This is a genomic window from Pantoea agglomerans (assembly GCF_020149765.1).
Classification (GTDB): Bacteria; Pseudomonadota; Gammaproteobacteria; order Enterobacterales; family Enterobacteriaceae; genus Pantoea; species Pantoea alvi.
This window is the reverse complement of sequence record NZ_CP083809.1, coordinates 430,048-446,172: the sequence shown is the minus strand read 5'-3', so window position 1 is coordinate 446,172 and position 16,125 is coordinate 430,048. Positions and strand designations below refer to the sequence as shown.

Annotated in this window: 14 protein-coding genes; 7 read left to right on the top strand and 7 right to left on the bottom strand. The window is 59.2% G+C overall.

Annotated features, from left to right (window positions below; all coding sequences use genetic code 11):
- Window positions 1–18 precede the first annotated feature (18 nt).
- The gene (yjgA, locus tag LB453_RS04610; protein ID WP_103794513.1) at window positions 19–561 is read left to right on the top strand and encodes a ribosome biogenesis factor YjgA; all 543 of its coding nucleotides are present in this window, start codon (window positions 19–21) and stop codon (window positions 559–561) included.
- Between the two features lie 66 nt (window positions 562–627).
- Here yjgA and mpl read toward each other — a convergent pair whose 3' ends face one another.
- The gene (gene mpl / locus LB453_RS04605; RefSeq protein ID WP_103794855.1) at window positions 628–1,980 is read right to left on the bottom strand and encodes a UDP-N-acetylmuramate:L-alanyl-gamma-D-glutamyl-meso-diaminopimelate ligase; all 1,353 of its coding nucleotides are present in this window, start codon (window positions 1,978–1,980) and stop codon (window positions 628–630) included.
- 168 nt (window positions 1,981–2,148) lie between these two features.
- Here mpl and fbp point away from each other — a divergent pair, with 168 nt between their 5' ends.
- Window positions 2,149–3,153 (top strand): class 1 fructose-bisphosphatase, encoded by a 1,005-nt coding sequence (gene fbp, locus LB453_RS04600; RefSeq protein ID WP_103794512.1) that lies wholly within the window; start codon window positions 2,149–2,151, stop codon window positions 3,151–3,153.
- 55 nt (window positions 3,154–3,208) lie between these two features.
- Here fbp and LB453_RS04595 read toward each other — a convergent pair whose 3' ends face one another.
- A complete protein-coding gene (locus tag LB453_RS04595; RefSeq protein WP_103794854.1) occupies window positions 3,209–4,768 on the bottom strand; it encodes a methyl-accepting chemotaxis protein in 1,560 nt (519 codons plus the stop codon).
- A gap of 155 nt (window positions 4,769–4,923) precedes the next feature.
- Between LB453_RS04595 and LB453_RS04590 the strand changes: the two genes are divergently transcribed.
- From LB453_RS04590 to ppa, 3 genes are all read left to right on the top strand, one after another.
- Entirely contained in the window at window positions 4,924–5,337 is a 414-nt protein-coding gene (locus LB453_RS04590; protein WP_103794511.1) for a lysozyme inhibitor LprI family protein, read from the top strand.
- 60 nt (window positions 5,338–5,397) lie between these two features.
- Window positions 5,398–5,847, top strand: a complete 450-nt coding sequence (locus tag LB453_RS04585) for a DUF441 domain-containing protein (RefSeq protein ID WP_103794510.1) — start codon at window positions 5,398–5,400, stop codon at window positions 5,845–5,847.
- A gap of 100 nt (window positions 5,848–5,947) precedes the next feature.
- Entirely contained in the window at window positions 5,948–6,478 is a 531-nt protein-coding gene (ppa, locus tag LB453_RS04580) for an inorganic diphosphatase (RefSeq protein ID WP_103794509.1), read from the top strand.
- 116 nt (window positions 6,479–6,594) lie between these two features.
- On the opposite strand, the gene LB453_RS04575 is transcribed toward ppa, so the two are convergent.
- Genes LB453_RS04575 through LB453_RS04565 form a run of 3 tightly spaced genes read right to left on the bottom strand, consistent with a single transcriptional unit; the run spans window position 6,595 to window position 12,436 of the window.
- Window positions 6,595–6,951 (bottom strand): gamma-glutamylcyclotransferase, encoded by a 357-nt coding sequence (locus tag LB453_RS04575; protein WP_033754905.1) that lies wholly within the window; start codon window positions 6,949–6,951, stop codon window positions 6,595–6,597.
- 2 nt (window positions 6,952–6,953) lie between these two features.
- The gene (locus LB453_RS04570; RefSeq protein WP_103794508.1) at window positions 6,954–10,724 is read right to left on the bottom strand and encodes a translocation/assembly module TamB domain-containing protein; all 3,771 of its coding nucleotides are present in this window, start codon (window positions 10,722–10,724) and stop codon (window positions 6,954–6,956) included.
- Window positions 10,721–12,436: an autotransporter assembly complex protein TamA gene (locus LB453_RS04565; RefSeq protein WP_199187299.1), complete on the bottom strand. Its 1,716-nt coding sequence runs from the start codon at window positions 12,434–12,436 to the stop codon at window positions 10,721–10,723. Before LB453_RS04565 ends, LB453_RS04570 begins: the two co-directional genes overlap by 4 nt.
- Before the next feature lie 470 nt (window positions 12,437–12,906).
- On the opposite strand from LB453_RS04565, the gene LB453_RS04560 reads away from it, so the two are divergent.
- Entirely contained in the window at window positions 12,907–14,235 is a 1,329-nt protein-coding gene (locus LB453_RS04560; protein WP_103794506.1) for a hemolysin family protein, read from the top strand.
- Between the two features lie 32 nt (window positions 14,236–14,267).
- Here LB453_RS04560 and LB453_RS04555 read toward each other — a convergent pair whose 3' ends face one another.
- Entirely contained in the window at window positions 14,268–14,474 is a 207-nt protein-coding gene (locus LB453_RS04555; RefSeq protein ID WP_033754894.1) for a DUF1107 domain-containing protein, read from the bottom strand.
- A gap of 315 nt (window positions 14,475–14,789) precedes the next feature.
- On the opposite strand from LB453_RS04555, the gene LB453_RS04550 reads away from it, so the two are divergent.
- Entirely contained in the window at window positions 14,790–15,344 is a 555-nt protein-coding gene (locus tag LB453_RS04550; RefSeq protein ID WP_103794505.1) for a YtfJ family protein, read from the top strand.
- 33 nt (window positions 15,345–15,377) lie between these two features.
- On the opposite strand, the gene cysQ is transcribed toward LB453_RS04550, so the two are convergent.
- Entirely contained in the window at window positions 15,378–16,118 is a 741-nt protein-coding gene (cysQ, locus tag LB453_RS04545) for a 3'(2'),5'-bisphosphate nucleotidase CysQ (RefSeq protein ID WP_103794504.1), read from the bottom strand.
- Between the last annotated feature and the right edge of the window lie 7 nt (window positions 16,119–16,125).

Sequence of the window (16,125 nt, the reverse complement as noted above, 5' to 3'; positions counted from 1 at the left end):
TTTAGGGGAGCCCAGAAAATGACCAAACAGCCCGATGAGTGGCTCGACGATGTGCCGGATAATCAGGAAGAAGAAGACGAAGAGATTATCTGGGTCAGTAAAAGCGAAATTAAACGCGACGCTGAAGAGCTGAAACGCCTGGGTGCCGAACTGGTCGATCTGGGCAAGAACGCCCTGGAGAAGATCCCGCTGGATGAGGAGCTGCTGGCCGCTATTGAGCTGGCGCAGCGCATCAAGAAAGAGGGCCGCCGCCGCCAGCTGCAGCTGATCGGTAAAATGCTGCGCTCGCGCGATGTCGATCCGATCCGTCAGGCGCTGGACAAGCTGAAAAACCGCCACAACCAGCAGGTTGCGCTGTTCCACAAGCTGGAAGCGCTGCGCGATCGCCTGGTCGAGCAGGGTGACGACGCGATGAATGAAGTTATCGCGCTCTATCCGCACGCCGATCGCCAGCAGCTGCGCAGCATGATCCGCAACGCGCAGAAAGAGAAAGCGGGCAACAAGCCGCCTAAATCCTCACGTCAGATTTTCCAGTACCTGCGCGAGCTGGCGGAGAGCTAAGCCACGCCGGGGCGGGCATCCCTGCCCGCCCGCAGTGCCAGCGCCCCGCAAAGGGCGCTCAGCAGACTACGCCAGTCGATCCAGCAGCTTCTGATGAATGCCGCCAAATCCGCCGTTGCTCATAACGAGAATCGAGTCGCCCGGCTGCGCGGCTTTTGCCACCATCTCTACCAGCGTATCGATATCAGCGCTCCAGTGCGCCGGCGGCATGCAGGCTTCGGCCACGTCAGAGACCTGCCAGGGAATATGGTGCGGCTGGAACAGGAACACCTCGTCCGCGCGCGCCAGCGACGGCGCCAGGTCGTTTTTGCTTACGCCCATCTTCATGGTATTGGAGCGCGGCTCCAGCACCGCCAGAATACGCGCCCGACCGCCGACCTTGCTGCGCAGCGCGGATAGGGTGGCCAGAATCGCCGTGGGGTGATGGGCGAAATCGTCATAGACCTTGATGCCGTTTACGTCGCCGCGCAGTTCCAGACGGCGGCGCGCGTTGATAAAGCTGTCCAGCGCCTGCGCTGCGTCTTCGGGTTTGACGCCAACGTGCCGCGCGGCGGCGATCGCCATCAGGCCATTATGCATGTTGTGCTCGCCCACCAGCGACCAGTTCACTTCCCCTACTCTTTCGCCGTCGAGCAGCACTTCCCAGCGCGAGGCGTCCGGCACCAGCTTCTTCGCCTGCCAGCGGCCGTTTTCGCCGACGCTCTCCTGCTCGCTCCAGCAGCCCATCGTCATCACCTGGCGGATGTTGTGATCGTGCTCCGGCAGCAGAATTTTGCCCTGGCCCGGCACGATGCGTACCAGATGGTGGAACTGCTTCTGGATGGCGCGCAAATCATCGAAGATGTCCGCATGATCGAACTCAAGGTTATTGAGGATCAGCGTGCGCGGGCAGTAGTGAACGAATTTAGAACGCTTGTCGAAGAAGGCGCAGTCGTACTCATCCGCCTCGATAACGAAGAATGGGCTTTTTCCTAATTTTGCCGAGACGTCGAAGTTGCCGGGCACCCCGCCAATGATAAAGCCTGGCTCCAGTCCGCACGACTCCAGTATCCAGGCTACCATACCAGAAGTGGTTGTTTTACCGTGGGTTCCTGCAACCGCCACGACCCAGCGGTCGCGCAGCACGAAGTCATGCAGCCACTGCGGCCCGGAAAGGTAGGGAATATTGCGCTCCAGCACCGCTTCCACGCAGGGATTGCCGCGCGTCATGGCGTTGCCGATGATAACGAGGTCCGGCGCGGGATCGAGCTGCGAGGCGTCGTAACCCTCTGTTAATTCAATGCCTTGCTGCTCAAGCAGCGTGCTCATCGGCGGGTAAACGTTGGCGTCCGAACCGGTCACCTGATGGCCAAGGGAACGTGCCAGCATCGCCAGACCGCCCATAAACGTGCCGCAAATCCCAAGGATATGAATACGCATAACGAGATCCATTACTCAAAAGTTCGGCGCACAGTGTAACCCCGCCAGCAGACTTAAGAAACGGATTAGGACTATGGTTTTTGAAGTTCATTCGGCTAAACTGCGTACGCAAACGTTGGCGGTTTGCCAGGCAGGCTGCCACTCCATCGAAGATTCAGGGAATGTGTTATGAAAACGTTAGGCGAATTTATCGTCGAGAAACAGCACGACTTTCCTCACGCAACAGGTGAACTGACGGCGCTAATTTCCGCTATTAAGCTGGGCGCGAAAATCATCCATCGCGACATCAACAAAGCCGGCCTGGTAGATATTCTCGGCGCAAGCGGCGTTGAAAACGTTCAGGGCGAACAGCAGATGAAGCTCGATCTCTTCGCCAACGAGAAGCTGAAAGCAGCGCTGAAAGCGCGCGGCATCGTGGCGGGGATCGCCTCGGAAGAAGAGGATGAGTTTGTAATCTTCGAAGGAGTAGAGCACGGAAAATACGTGGTGTTGATGGATCCGCTCGACGGCTCTTCCAATATCGACGTTAACGTCTCTGTCGGCACCATCTTCTCTATCTACCATCGCGTTAGCGCCCCTGGCACGCCGGTCACCGAAGCTGACTTTATGCAGCCGGGCCACAAGCAGGTCGCGGCGGGCTACGTGGTGTATGGCTCCTCAACCATGATGGTCTACACCACCGGCTGCGGCGTCCACGCCTTTACCTACGATCCGTCGCTCGGCGTCTTCTGCCTGAGCCACGAGCGTATGACCTATCCGCCGACGGGCTACACCTACTCGATCAACGAAGGCAACTATATTCGTTTCCCGCAGGGCGTGAAGAAATACCTGAAGTTCTGTCAGGAAGAGGATCAGGCCACGCATCGTCCTTACACCTCGCGCTATATCGGCTCGCTGGTGGCGGACTTCCACCGCAATCTGCTGAAGGGCGGCATCTACCTCTATCCGAGCACCGCCAGCCACCCCAACGGCAAGCTGCGCCTGCTCTATGAGTGCAACCCGATGGCGTTCCTCGCTGAACAGGCGGGCGGCAAGGCGAGCGACGGCGCGAAGCGTATTCTCGATATCCAGCCGGAAACCCTGCATCAACGCTGCCCGTTCTTCTGCGGCAATAACGCAATGGTTGACGACGTCGAGCGCTTCCTGCGCGAATACCCGGACGCGGCGCAGTAAACGCGAACGCCGCTGAGTGACGTAGACAAGGGCGCGACTATCGCGCCCTTTTCTTTTACGCCGTTTCCAGCCGGAACTGCGACACCGTGGATTGCAGATGCTGCGACTGCGCCTCCAGCGACTGCGTCGCCGCCATGGCCTGCTCGACCAGCGCCGCGTTCTGCTGCGCCGCCTCGTCCATCTGCGTGACCGCCTGATTCACCTGCTCAATGCCGCGGCTCTGCTCGTCAGAGGCCATTGAAATCTCCTTCATCAGCGTCGTGACGCGCATCACCTCGCTGGAGATCTCATCCATGGTCTCGCCCGCCCGCGTCGCCATATCGCTGCCCTCTTTCACGCGCGTCTGCGACTCCGAGATCAGCCCGCGGATCTCTTTCGCCGCGTTGGCGCTGCGCTGCGCCAGCGTGCGCACCTCGTTCGCCACCACGGCAAAGCCGCGTCCCTGCTCGCCCGCACGCGCCGCCTCTACCGAGGCGTTGAGCGCAAGAATATTGGTCTGGAACGCGATGCTGTCGATCACGCCGAGAATATCGCCGATGCGGTTGGCGCTGGCGGTAATCTCCTGCATTTTCTCCATCACGTAGCTGACCACCTCTGCGCCGCGATCGGCGGTGTCGGAGACGCTGCTCGCCAGCTTATTCGCCTGCTGCGCGTTGGCGGCGTTGAGGCGCACCGTGGCGGTCAGCTGCTCCATGCTGGCAGCGGTCTGCTCCAGCGACGCCGCCGACTCTTCGGTGCGCTGGGAAAGATGCACATTGCCCGCCGCCAGCTCGCGGCTGCCGACGTCGATCTGCTGGCTGGCGTCGAGCACCTGACTCACCTGAGCGCGCAGCGCCTGCTGCATCTCCCCGAGCGCGCGGTTCAGGCGGCCCAGCTCGTTGTTGCCCGCAGGCGGCAGATGCTGCGACAGATCGCCCGATGCCACCTGCTCCAGGTGCGTAATGGCGCGGTTAAGCGGCAGCAGCAGCAGACGACGCATCAGCACCCAGGCCAGCACAAACAGCAGCAGCGTTAACATCACCGCCGCGCCAATCAGCGCCTTCATCAGCGTTTCGTTCCAGGCCGCCTCGGCCAGCTGCCGCTCGGTAACCTCACCGGCGAAGCTGCTGAATGCCGTTACCGCATTGCTGTAGTTAAGGGCCAGGGTTGCCAGATTGCCCTCCAGCACGCCGTAATACTCATCGGTGTACTGTTTTTCCAGCGCATCCATCATGGGCTTGATCCCCTGCGCCAGATAGGCGTTCCAGGTCGTCACGATGTCATCAGCCAGCTTTTTGCCGTGCGCCGTAACGGTGCCCGCAGCAATAAACGCCTTCATATTGCGCTGCGAATCCTGTACGTCCGCTTGCGCCTGTTTGGCTGCCGCTGCCCCCTCTTCCAGCAGACCAATCTCTATTTTGCGTACCGCCAGCGCCGCCGTTGCGCGTGCGCGCATCAGGTCGCCATTGCTTTGATAAAGGGCATTAAGTTCAATGCCCTGAATGCGGTTGATAACATCCAGCGAGCGATTACCTTTATTAATGGCAATGATGCCCATCACGCTGACCGCCAGCAGCAGCAGCGTCATAAAGGCGAGTAAAGCTAATAATCCCGTGCGTAGAGAAAGCTTATTCATGATGTTGTTTTCCATTTGCTTAAAGAAAGGCAGAAAATCCGGCAGCCCTAAAACGTACAAGTTATCGGCAGTTGCGCAGGGGAACTTTACCGACGTTGATGGTCATTTCCCTGATGATCACCCACGCTTAATCTTTCTTAATCAGGATTTACAGGATGAAAAAAGGTATTGTCGCCGCCGGTCTGCTGTTCAGCACCTCCGCGCTGGCGCAGCAGAACCCGATCGATCATGCGCTGGCACAGTGTCTCGACGGCGCCTCCACCACCGTCGCGATGGTGTCGTGCTACGGTCGCGCCAGCCAGGCCTGGGATAGCGAGATGAACAGGCAATATAGCCAGTTAATGACGACCCTTAGCGGCGAGCCTAAAAATAAGGTGCGCAGCGCGCAGCGTCAGTGGCTGGCCTATCGCGACAGCTGGCAGGCAGCGAGCGTGGCTTTTTTCAGCCGCACGCAGGGAACCCTGGCGCAGATCTCAATTGCCGCGCAGGGCGTCGATCTGGTGCGTAATCAGGCGCGAATGTTGCAGTCGTTAAATAAAGGCAGTTGCGCCAGCGATACGGAATGTTGATAAATAGGGGCTTCCGCGCTGGCGCTCTCCAGCGTTTTCACTCTTTTTCAGGGAGAACCCATGGCTGCGTACGCCTCTACCCTTATTCTTATCGGCCTCGCGGTCCTCAGCTATTTTGTTCACAACAGCGCGGTGACCATTTCGATTCTGATTCTGCTGGCGATCAAGCTCACCCCGCTGGCGCAGTTCTTTCCCTACGTAGAGAAGCAGGGCATCCAGCTCGGCATTATTATCCTGACGGTGGCGGTGATGGCGCCGCTCGCCAGCGGTTCGCTTCCCGCCTCGGCGCTGCTGAAATCTTTCGCTAACTGGCAGTCAATCGTGGCGATTCTGGTGGGCGTTTTCGTCGCCTGGCTGGGCGGTCGCGGCGTTAACTTTATGAGCGCGCAGCCGTCGGTGATTGGCGGCTTACTTATCGGCACGGTGCTGGGCGTCGCCTTCTTTCGCGGCGTGCCGGTCGGACCACTGATTGCTGCGGGGATCGTCTCGCTGTTTGTCTCCGCGAAATAGGACGAGGAGCATTCCGAAAGGTCAAAATTGGGGGCATACTTTCCCAGGCAGTTGGCTATAATAGCCGACACTCAACATGTGACTATTGAAGGAATGCCCGATGAGTTTGAACCAGGTGCCTGCCGGTAAAGAACTGCCAGAAGATATCTACGTTGTCATTGAGATCCCGGCCAACGCCGATCCGATCAAATATGAAGTCGACAAAGAGTCCGGCACCCTGTTCGTAGACCGCTTCATGTCTACGGCGATGTTCTATCCGTGCAACTATGGTTATATCAACCACACCCTGTCACTGGACGGCGATCCGGTTGACGTGCTGGTTCCGACCCCGTATCCGCTGCAGCCGGGCTCCGTGATCCGCTGCCGCCCGGTTGGCGTGCTGAAAATGACCGACGAGTCTGGCGAAGATGCCAAACTGGTTGCCGTGCCGCACACCAAGCTGACCAAAGAGTACGATCACATCAAAGATGTGAACGACCTGCCGGAACTGCTGCGCGCGCAGATCACCCACTTCTTCGAGCAGTACAAAGCGCTGGAAAAAGGCAAATGGGTGAAGGTAGAAGGCTGGGACAACGCTGAAGCGGCGAAAGCTGAAATCATCTCCTCTTTCGAGCGCGCCCAGAAGAAATAATCTGACGCCGCCCGATAAAAAACACCGTCCTCTGGACGGTGTTTTTGTTTATGCGCCGGGTGGTGCGTCGGGCGAGACAGGCAAAAAAAACACCGTCCACTGGACGGTGTTTTCATTTATGCGTCTGACGGAGGGTCGTCGCGCCGTAGCCAGTCGCCGCTGGCGATGCGCTCACGTCCCTTAACCGGGCGCTGATAGACGTAAAGCCATGCGCTGCCGTAAGGCGTTTGCATCAGCTGGCGTTTGTATTCGCCAGCCTTTGTGCGCAATGCATCCAGCTCGCCCAGCGTCGTGGCATCGATGCGGTAAACTTCACAATAGACGGTTCCTTCGCCCGGGATCACGCCCGGATAATGGCCGAGACTGTAGAGCTCGTAGCCCTCAATCTGCATATCCCCCAGCCATTGCGCATTCGTCATCCAGTGACTGTTTCCCTGTTTGCGCCGTAAACTGCCGTAGACAATTATTCGCATTGCTAAAACTCAAACTGATAGAGCAAATCAAGAGCCTGATCCACACCGGATACGGCTTCCAAATAGAGTTTGGGCATCAGGCGATAACGCAAGGTTAAGGTCGCCAGTGAATCAAAAATGCCAACGCCATATTTTACTTGTAGACCCGGCAGCACATAGCCGCTGACCTGCACCTGCTGGCTGTCGCCAACCCCGGTGGTGTCAAGGGCAAGATTGCTGACGCCGAACGTCTCGCCGATTTTACCCACAACCTGCCCACTTTGTGCAACCCCCAGACCAATTAAGGCTGAAGTTAATGCGTTGCCGTCGCCGTCCGAGTTTAGCCCCTGACCGCGCAGCAGATAGGAGAGCGCTTCCTGCTGCGACATCGCCGGATCGGAGAAGACCTCAACCTTCGGCTCATCCGCCAGTCCGGTAACGCGCAGGCCAGCCGTCACGTCATCTTCTGTCGCTTCGGGGTTACGAATCGCCTCCAGGTTAATATAGGGCTGGTCCGGCGGGCCGGCGAACTGCAATTCGCCCTTGCGCACGATCAGATCCTGACCGTAAGCGTGGAAGCGGCCGGAGGGGATATTGATCTGGCCGTTAAGGCCCAGCCCCGTTTTGTCCTGCACCACTTTCAGGTCGCCGTTCAGCTTCGCCTTGAGACCAAAGGCCGAGAGGCGCACATCGTTGCCGACGTGGATCACCAGATTGCTGTTAATCGGGATAGCGGCGGTTTTCGGCTGAATCGGCTGCAGGTTTTTATCCAGCAGCACCTCGTCCGAGGAGACGCCGGTAGCGCTCTCCGGCACCTCCTGCACGGTGATGCGCGCCCAGGGAATATCCACGCTGCCATCCAGGTTGAAGGCCGCTGGCGTCGCCTCGAACACTAAATCGGGCGAGACGTCCATGCGCACCATCGGCGGCACGGTAACGCGCACGCGGCTGCCCTGCGCGGCAATGCGGGCGCGCCAGTTGTCGAGCTGGCTCCAGTCTGCGTTGCCGTTGAGGTTGATATTGCCTTGCGCGGTCTGTACCAGGCCGTTAAGCGTCGAGCTCATGCCGTTGAACACCATGTTCAGGTTCGCCGCGGTAAGGTCGACCGGCATAAAGTTGCCGTCGACGTCGACGCCCTGCAAACCAAGCTGGCCGAAGATCTGCGGCTGCTTCACGCTGCCGCCGAGGCGCAGCGCGCTGTTAAGGTTGCCCTTGATCTTCTCGCCCTGCATCAGCGCCGGATTGAGCATCGCCAGCGAGATATTGCGGATATTGACGTTGCCGCCCAGCGTGCGGCGGTTCTGCGGGTCGCCGATCTGCACGTTGCCGTCGAGCTGGCCATTGTTGGCGATGCGGATCAGCCAGTCGAGATCGGCGCGGCCGTTACGCAGCGCCGCGTTGAGGTTAAGCGCGCTGAAGTCGACAGGCAGCGTATTGCCCTGCACATCCTGCCGGACCTTCACGCCGTTGCCCTTCAGGGAGAGCGTGCCGGTCGGCAGCGCGCCGTCCGCCGTCCAGTTGACGCGCGCGTCGCCGCTAAAGACGCCCGCCAGCTGGGTTTCATCCGGCAGGAACGGCTTGATCATCGCCAGATCGAAACGGTTAAGCTGCACATGGGCGTGGCCGCTCGGGCCAGCCTCAATCGGCTCAGGCACGCAGAGCCGGGCGTTGGGGTTCTGCCAGCAGTGTGCGCCAATGGTGGCGGTCTGCTTCGCGTTGAGGTAGTCGATCGCCATTGCGCGCGTCAGCCGCCATTCACCGACCGGCGTATCGAAGCGCGTATTGTTGAGCGTGCCCTGCCAGCGCTGCTGCTGGCGATCGAAGCTGCCGTTAAGCGCCAGCTGACCGGAAACCGGATCGCCCTGCAGGTTCAGCTTCAGCTGATGCGCTTTTTCATTGCCGTCGGCGTTGAGCGTCAGCAGGCTGATGTTCAGCGCGTCCTGCTTCAGCTGCTCGACGCGCAGCTGCAGCTTGCCGGACACCTGATCGCTGGAGCGCACGTCGCCGTCCAGCGTCACGCGCCTGATCTGCAGCTGCTGCCAGCGCAGGCCGGTGGCGTTGAGATCCGCCAGCAGCTGCGGTGCCTGCAGCGTGCCGCGCGCCTTGATGGTGCCTTTAGCGACGCCGCCCAGCCCCGGCAGGGCGTTGTCGAGATGGGGGGCGTCGATGGTGGCGTCAAGATTGAGCGCGTCGCCCAGCGAGCCTTTTACATCCAGGTTGTTGCGGCCCAGCACAATTTTTACGCCGGGAATATCCCACTGGTTATAGCTGTTGCCCTTCAGCGACCCTTCGGCACTGACCGCGTTCTGTTTGACGTTGCCCTTCAGCTGCAGCTGCGGCACGCTCATCTGCCAGCTGCCGCCGTAGAGGCTGCCGCGCGTGGCGATTTTACCGTCCAGCTTCGCCGGCCAGTCGGGATACTGGCGCGCCGTGTTGATGCCGTCCAGCGTCAGCTCGCTGCGCCAGCTGATCGCTTTGCTCCAGTCCACCAGCGCGGTGAGATCGATATTGCCCTGCAGCGCGCCGATGCGCAGCTTGTCGAGGTTAAACTGCTCGACGTTGCCTTTGCCGTCCAGCGCCACGGTGGCGGGCGGCACGCTGTCGCCCTTCACCGCCGTGCGCAGCGACATCGCGTAGTCGGTGGCTTTGCCTTTGAGCTGGTAGTCAATATTGTCCGCCTGGTACTGCACCGCGCCGGTCAGCGGCCAGCGCAGCTGCGGGCTGGTCAGGCGCAGCGACAGCGGCAGCCCCGCAACCGCCAGCTGGGTGGCGGCGTCGAGCTGGGCGCGTACCGGGCCGGAGAGATTCAGCCCCAGCTTCAGCTCATCACGCATGGCGCCACTCAGATCCAGCTTGATCTTCTCGCCCTTCAGCGGATCGACGTTTGCCGTGCCGTTAAGGGTAACATTGACCGGCCAGTTGTCCGCCAGCGTCGCTTCGCCGCTGCCGTTGAGCTGGCCGAGGTTTGAATCAACGTCCAGCGTCTGCAGCTGCAGCCGCCGGTCGGCGGTTTTTGCCTTCAGCAGCAGGCGGTTCACCGCAATATCGGTATCGCCGGTAAGGCGCAGCTGTTCGCCGAGGATCTCCTGCACCTCAATATCGAGCGGCAGGCGGAAGTCGGGCAGCTCAGGCAGCAGCGGTTTGGCGAACATCGCCTGCAGGGTTTCGCCCAGCGGCTTCTCATCCGGCTGCGGCTGCTGCACTTTCGGCTGCACCACCTCTTCGTTAGCGACCTGCGCCGCTTTCGGCAGCGCCACCAGCAGGCTCTGGATATGGGTTGGATTGAGCGTCAGCGCGCGATCCTGCCACTGCAGGCCGGTGGTGAAGTCGAGCAGGGAGATAGCGGTGTCGTCAATTTTTACGTTGATATTATGCAGGCCGAGATGGCGCAGCGTAATCGGATAAGGCGTGCTGAGATCGCCGCCGCCGCTCTCCTCTTCCGGCGGCGCCTCCTGCGCTGGCGCCATCTTTTTGCTATCGACTACCACGCTGACATCTTTCAGCGCGATATCGTTAACGCACACCGAGGAGTGCAGCAGGCAGTTGAGATCCACCGCCAGATGAAAGCTGCCGGCATCGACGTTGACGCCGGGCATCTCATAGCGCAGCCCGCTGATGGTCAGGTTACGCCAGCCGCCCTCCACCTGCTTGATCGATAAGCCCGGCACCCAGCGCGCCGCGCCGTTCAGCACCAGATGTAAACCCGGCGTGGTGCCGATTAAAAACGCCACGCCGCCCAGCAGCACGACCAGAAAAATAACAATGCCGATCAGGACCTTTTTCCACAGCTTCATAGTTCAGGCCCCAGTCCAATATAGAATTGCAAACCATGCTCCTCGCTGTCGCCGATTGGCCGGGCGATATCCAGTTTGATCGGCCCGACCGGCGACGCCCAGCGCACGCCGAAGCCCGCGCCGGTTTTGAAATTGCTCTGTTTGATGTCGTTGACCGCCTCGCCCGAGTCGATAAAGGCCGCGCCCCACCATTTCCCGGTAACGTTGTACTGATATTCCAGCGAGCCGGTGGCGAGTTTTGAGGCGCCGGTCAGCTTGCCGTCTTCGTCGCGCGGAGAAATATCTTTATATTTGTAGCCGCGAATGCTGCGATCGCCGCCGGCGAAGAAGCGCAGATCCGGCGGCACTTTTTCAAAATTGTTGGTTTCAATCCAGCCGAGGTTGCCGCGCGCAACAAAGCGGTGCTTATCCGCCAGCGTGCGGATCCAGACGTTCTGCGCCTGCAGAATCAGGAAGTCGACGTCCGAACCCCAGGTGGTGTCGGAGACGTCCACAGAGTAGCGCTGCGAATCGCCCCAGGTCGGCATCAGGCCGCCGCGCGAGCGGGTGCGGTTCAGGCTGACGCCGGGATAGAGCAGCATGGTGGTGTTGGTCACGCTGCCCTGGGTAAAGTGATCGAGGCTCCACTTCAGGTTGACCGCTTTCTGCCAGCCGGTGCTGTTTTCCCAGTAGCGCGACAGGCCGAGCGTGGTGGTGTCGGCTTTGGTGTCGTTCAGATCGGTGCGCTTCAGGCCGCCGGAAAAGATGTAATACTGCTCCAGCGGGCTTTTCAGCAGCGGCACTTTGTAGCTCAGGTCGAGCTGCTGCTCCGGCGCGGAGAGATAGGCGCTGGCCGCCATGCTGTGGCCGCTGTCGTTAACCCAGGGCTTTTTCCACGTCGCCTTCAGGCGCGGCCCAACGTCGGTGGAGTAGCCGACCCCGGTTTCGATGGTGTTTTCGGTGCGCGGCGTGACGGCGGCGTTAAGCGGCAGCACTTTGGTTTTCCGCCCCTGCGCGAATTCCGGCGCGACCACCACGGAGTTAAACCAGCCGGTGGCCGAAAGACGCCGGTTCAGCTCGGCAAGCTCGCGCGAGCTGTAGTAGTCGCCTTTTTTAAAGGGAACGAGGTTTTCCAGATACTCTTCGCGGATCTGCGATCCAGAAAAGCTGACGTCGCCGAAGCGGTAGCGCTGGCCACTGTCGTAGTCGATATCCCAGAAGGCCTCGCGCCGCTCGACGGAGACGCCGAGCTGGCTCTTTTTAAAGTCGCCGTCAAAATAGCCGTTGCGCAGCGCCAGGTTCGAGAAGCCGCTTTTAAATTTTTCATACTCGCCGTGATTGAGCTGCCGCCCTTTTTTCGGCGTGCCCTCTTTCACCCAGGCCTGATAGTCGGGATCGCGCAGCGCGTCACCTTCAAGCACGATGGTGCTGCCCGCGATTTTAACCGGCTCGCCGGGTTTAACGTGGGCGATAAGCACCGGCCGTCCGCCCTGGGGCGGCGCGGGACGCGCTTCAAAATCGATATCGGGCTCGTAGTAGCCGAGCGCTTTAAGGCCCTGCTCGATAGCCTCTGAAACGCGCGCGCGAAAGCGACCATCGTTCGACACCTCATCGGCGCTGATGGTCGAGAGGCGAGCACGCACGTTCTTGTTGAGATCCCCGGTTAAGCCTTGTACTTCAAGGCGCACTTTCGCTGCCTCAGCGACCGGCGCGGCGGCCAGCAGGCAGGTCATAAAACAGACATGAATTCGTGGCACGCGTACTCCTGTTAATCATGCCGACCCCAATTCCGCGGGGCGTGATATATCCCTGGATAAGAAAATCGCAGCGGTGCAGTCATCATCATAGCCGCATAAAGCGGCCTGCGGCGGCGAAAAAAACGGTAACTAAGCCAAATAGCGCCCTATTGTCAGCAAATGGCCGGATTGATACAACCGCTGTGCAGCAAATGCGCACGCCACTCGGATAAATCTGAAGCAACGGCGTTGCGGTGAACTCTGGCGGCGTTGAGGGCGCTGCTGCTATAATCAGCGGCGCAGGCCTCGCCTGCTCTATTTCTGCCCCGGCGCTGCTTCGCAGCGTCGATAAGGCGCAGACATTTTTGGCACGGACAGCCCAGACTACGAGGTGAGTACAATCGGTACGCCCTTTACGTGCGCTGCCCAGGCCAAAAATGACAAGTGGATAACCCTTTGGAAACCCTATGTTAGATAGCTTGCTTGTCATATTGTTGCTGATCGTGATCAGCGCCTTTTTCTCTCTCTCGGAAATCTCGCTGGCGGCCGCCCGCAAGATCAAACTCAAACTGCTGGCCGATGAAGGCAATATCAACGCGCAGCGCGTGCTGAAGATGCAGGAGACACCCGGCACCTTCTTTACCGTGGTGCAGATCGGCCTGAACGCGGTCGCTATCCTCGGCGGTATCGTCGGCGACGCCGCCTTCTCCCCCGCCTTCAGCAGCCTTTTCAGCCGCTTTATGGAGCCGGCGCTTGCCGACCAGCTCAGCTTTATCTGCTCCTTTATCATCGTCACCAGCTTCTTTATTCTGTTCGCCGATCTGACGCCGAAGCGCGTCGGCATGATCGCGCCGGAAGTGGTGGCGCTGCGCATTATCAACCCCATGCGCTTCTGCCTGCTGGTGTTTAGCCCGCTGGTCTGGCTGTTCAACGGCCTGGCGAACGTCTTTTTCCGCGTCTTTAAGCTGCCGATGGTGCGTAAGGACGATATCACCTCCGACGATATCTACGCGGTGGTTGAGGCGGGCGCGCTGGCGGGCGTACTGCGTAAGCAGGAGCACGAGCTGATCGAAAACGTTTTTGAGCTGGAGTCGCGCACCGTGCCCTCATCAATGACCTCCCGTGAAAACGTGGTCTGGTTCGATCTGCGCGAAGACGAAACCACGCTGAAAACCAAAATCGCCCAGCATCCGCACTCCAAGTTTCTGGTGTGCGACGGCGATATCGACCATATCGTCGGCTATGTCGATTCCAAAGAGCTACTGCTGCGCGTGCTGGGCAATCAAAGCATGGCGCTCAACAGCGGCGTGCAGATCCGCTCGGCGCTGATCGTACCGGATACGCTGACGCTCTCTGAAGCGCTGGAAAGCTTTAAAACCGCAGGCGAAGACTTCGCGGTGATCATGAACGAATACGCGCTGGTGGTAGGCATTATCACCCTTAACGACGTTATGACCACGCTAATGGGCGATTTGGTGGGCCAGGGGCTGGAAGAGCAGATCGTGGCGCGCGACGAGAACTCCTGGCTGGTCGAGGGCGGCACGCCGATCGACGATGTGATGCGCGTGCTGCATATCGACGAGTTTCCCCAGTCGGGCAACTACGAAACCATCGGCGGCTTTATGATGTATATGCTGCGCAAGATCCCCAAGCGTACCGATTTCGTTAAGTTCGCCGGATTTAAGTTCGAAGTGGTGGATATCGACAGTTATCGTATCGATCAGCTGCTGGTGACGCGGATTGACGATCGTCCGCCGGTGCTGAATGTGGCGAAGGCCACGGAAGCTGAAGAGTAGAAAATCAGAGGGCGCCATCGGCGCCCTTTTTGTCAGTTGAACTCCGCCTGAAGGCGCAGAACCTGACGGTTAATTTCGGACATCACGCTCAGATGCTGTATGTCCTTAACGCGCGGGATCAACACTTTTCCTTTGTCGAACTCGAACGCGCCAACGTCCTTGATATACATCCTTCCTTTGAACAGCGTTTTTACGTATTTCGCTATTTGCAGTGGATTATAGCGCTGGAAGATCTTCATGCTGCTTAACTCCTGTACATTTATAAATACGCTTCGCCGTTGCCAAGTTCGGTACGAGCCCATGAAGCGCAAAGTGCTGGTAAACTATAGAACACACCACCGTGGTAATGTTCCGAAAACTGAACTTTTTTACTGAATTGACACATCATTACAGAATAGTCTGTTATGTCGCTCTACCAACACAGTATAAATCCAAACTTGTTAAGAAATTGTGGCATGAATAGCAAACCTGACACCTTAACAAGACAGGCGCATCATCCCTGCTTACTATTGCAGAAAAATGACCAACTGGTCCGATCACTAAGGAGACTGACAATGCGACTCGCCTGTGCCCTGTTTGCGCTGATTCTTTTGCCCGGCGCGGTTTTTGCCCATAGCCTGAAACAAGACCAGCGCGTCCCTGCGGTTGGCGTTAACGACAAAGGTGAACTGCTCTATCAGCAGGATGATTTCCACTATCAGCGCTGGAACAGCGCGCAGCTCGCCGGCAAGGTGCGCGTGATCCAGCACATCGCCGGGCGCTCATCTGCCAAAGAGATGAATGCCGCCGTGATTGAGGCGATCAAAGCCGCCGCCTTCCCACAGGATCGCTATCAGACCACCACCATCGTTAACACCGACGACGCCATTCCCGGCACCGGGATGTTTGTGCGCAGCAGTATCGAGAGCAATAAAAAGCAGTATCCCTGGTCGCAGTTTATCGTCGACAGCAAAGGCAACGTAAAGCACGCCTGGCAGCTGGCGGACGCCGGGTCGGTGATTGTGGTGCTGGATAAGAGCGGCCGCGTGCGCTTCGTTAAAGATGGCGCGCTGACGCAGGAGGAAGTTATGCAGGTGATTAGCCTGGTGCGAACGCTGCTTAAATCCTGAGGGAAAGCGGGAGGCGACTGCCCCCCGCAGCGATCAGAACAGTGAGACGCGAAAGCCAGGATTGAGGAAAGACTCACGCGGCGCGTAGTCCAGGGTCTTGCCTTTCCAGTCGTGGACGTGTGCGCCGGCCGCCACGGCGACGGCGTGCCCTGCGCCGGTATCCCAGATGTTAGTCGGCCCAAAGCGCGGATAGAGCTGCGCTTTGCCCTCCGCCACCAGGCAGAACTTCAGCGAAGAGCCGATAGCAACGGTCTGATGTTCGCCCAGCTGCTTGAGGTACTCTTTCAGCTCCTCGTCGGCGTGCGAACGGCTTACCACCACCAGCGGCGGCCGCGCCTCCTGCACGTGGATTGCCCGCTTGTTGCCGCCCTCTTCTTTCCAGGCTTTGCCCTCCGCGGCGGAGTAAAGCACCCCGAGCGCTGGCGCGTACACTACGCCCAGCACCGGCTTGCCCTGATCGATGAGCGCGATATTGACGGTAAACTCACCGTTGCGCTTGATAAACTCTTTGGTGCCGTCGAGCGGATCGACCAGCCAGTAGCGCTGCCACTGCTGGCGCTCGCTCCAGGAAGGCGGATCCTCTTCCGACAGTATCGGCACCTCCGGCGTCAGCTGCTTAAGCCCCTGCAGAATAATATCGTGCGCGGCAATATCCGCAGCGGTCACCGGGGAGTCGTCGGATTTGCGGGAAACGTCTACCGGCGTCTCCTTTTCATAAATCAGCATGATCGCGTTGCCCGCTGCGCGCGCCAGCTGGCAAATTTGCTCTAACATTTTTTAC

What these genes read in the sequence shown, in the direction of transcription:
- LB453_RS04550 (WP_103794505.1), top strand. Translation starts at nt 14,790, where the DNA reads ATGCGACTCGCCTGTGCCCTGTTTGCGCTGATTCTTTTGCCCGGCGCG.
- LB453_RS04595 (WP_103794854.1), bottom strand. Translation starts at nt 4,768, where the DNA reads ATGAATAAGCTTTCTCTACGCACGGGATTATTAGCTTTACTCGCCTTT.
- LB453_RS04565 (WP_199187299.1), bottom strand. Translation starts at nt 12,436, where the DNA reads ATGACCTGCCTGCTGGCCGCCGCGCCGGTCGCTGAGGCAGCGAAAGTG.
- cysQ (WP_103794504.1), bottom strand. Translation starts at nt 16,118, where the DNA reads ATGTTAGAGCAAATTTGCCAGCTGGCGCGCGCAGCGGGCAACGCGATC.
- LB453_RS04575 (WP_033754905.1), bottom strand. Translation starts at nt 6,951, where the DNA reads ATGCGAATAATTGTCTACGGCAGTTTACGGCGCAAACAGGGAAACAGT.
- mpl (WP_103794855.1), bottom strand. Translation starts at nt 1,980, where the DNA reads ATGCGTATTCATATCCTTGGGATTTGCGGCACGTTTATGGGCGGTCTG.
- LB453_RS04560 (WP_103794506.1), top strand. Translation starts at nt 12,907, where the DNA reads ATGTTAGATAGCTTGCTTGTCATATTGTTGCTGATCGTGATCAGCGCC.
- LB453_RS04590 (WP_103794511.1), top strand. Translation starts at nt 4,924, where the DNA reads ATGAAAAAAGGTATTGTCGCCGCCGGTCTGCTGTTCAGCACCTCCGCG.
- ppa (WP_103794509.1), top strand. Translation starts at nt 5,948, where the DNA reads ATGAGTTTGAACCAGGTGCCTGCCGGTAAAGAACTGCCAGAAGATATC.
- LB453_RS04585 (WP_103794510.1), top strand. Translation starts at nt 5,398, where the DNA reads ATGGCTGCGTACGCCTCTACCCTTATTCTTATCGGCCTCGCGGTCCTC.
- LB453_RS04570 (WP_103794508.1), bottom strand. Translation starts at nt 10,724, where the DNA reads ATGAAGCTGTGGAAAAAGGTCCTGATCGGCATTGTTATTTTTCTGGTC.
- LB453_RS04555 (WP_033754894.1), bottom strand. Translation starts at nt 14,474, where the DNA reads ATGAAGATCTTCCAGCGCTATAATCCACTGCAAATAGCGAAATACGTA.
- fbp (WP_103794512.1), top strand. Translation starts at nt 2,149, where the DNA reads ATGAAAACGTTAGGCGAATTTATCGTCGAGAAACAGCACGACTTTCCT.
- yjgA (WP_103794513.1), top strand. Translation starts at nt 19, where the DNA reads ATGACCAAACAGCCCGATGAGTGGCTCGACGATGTGCCGGATAATCAG.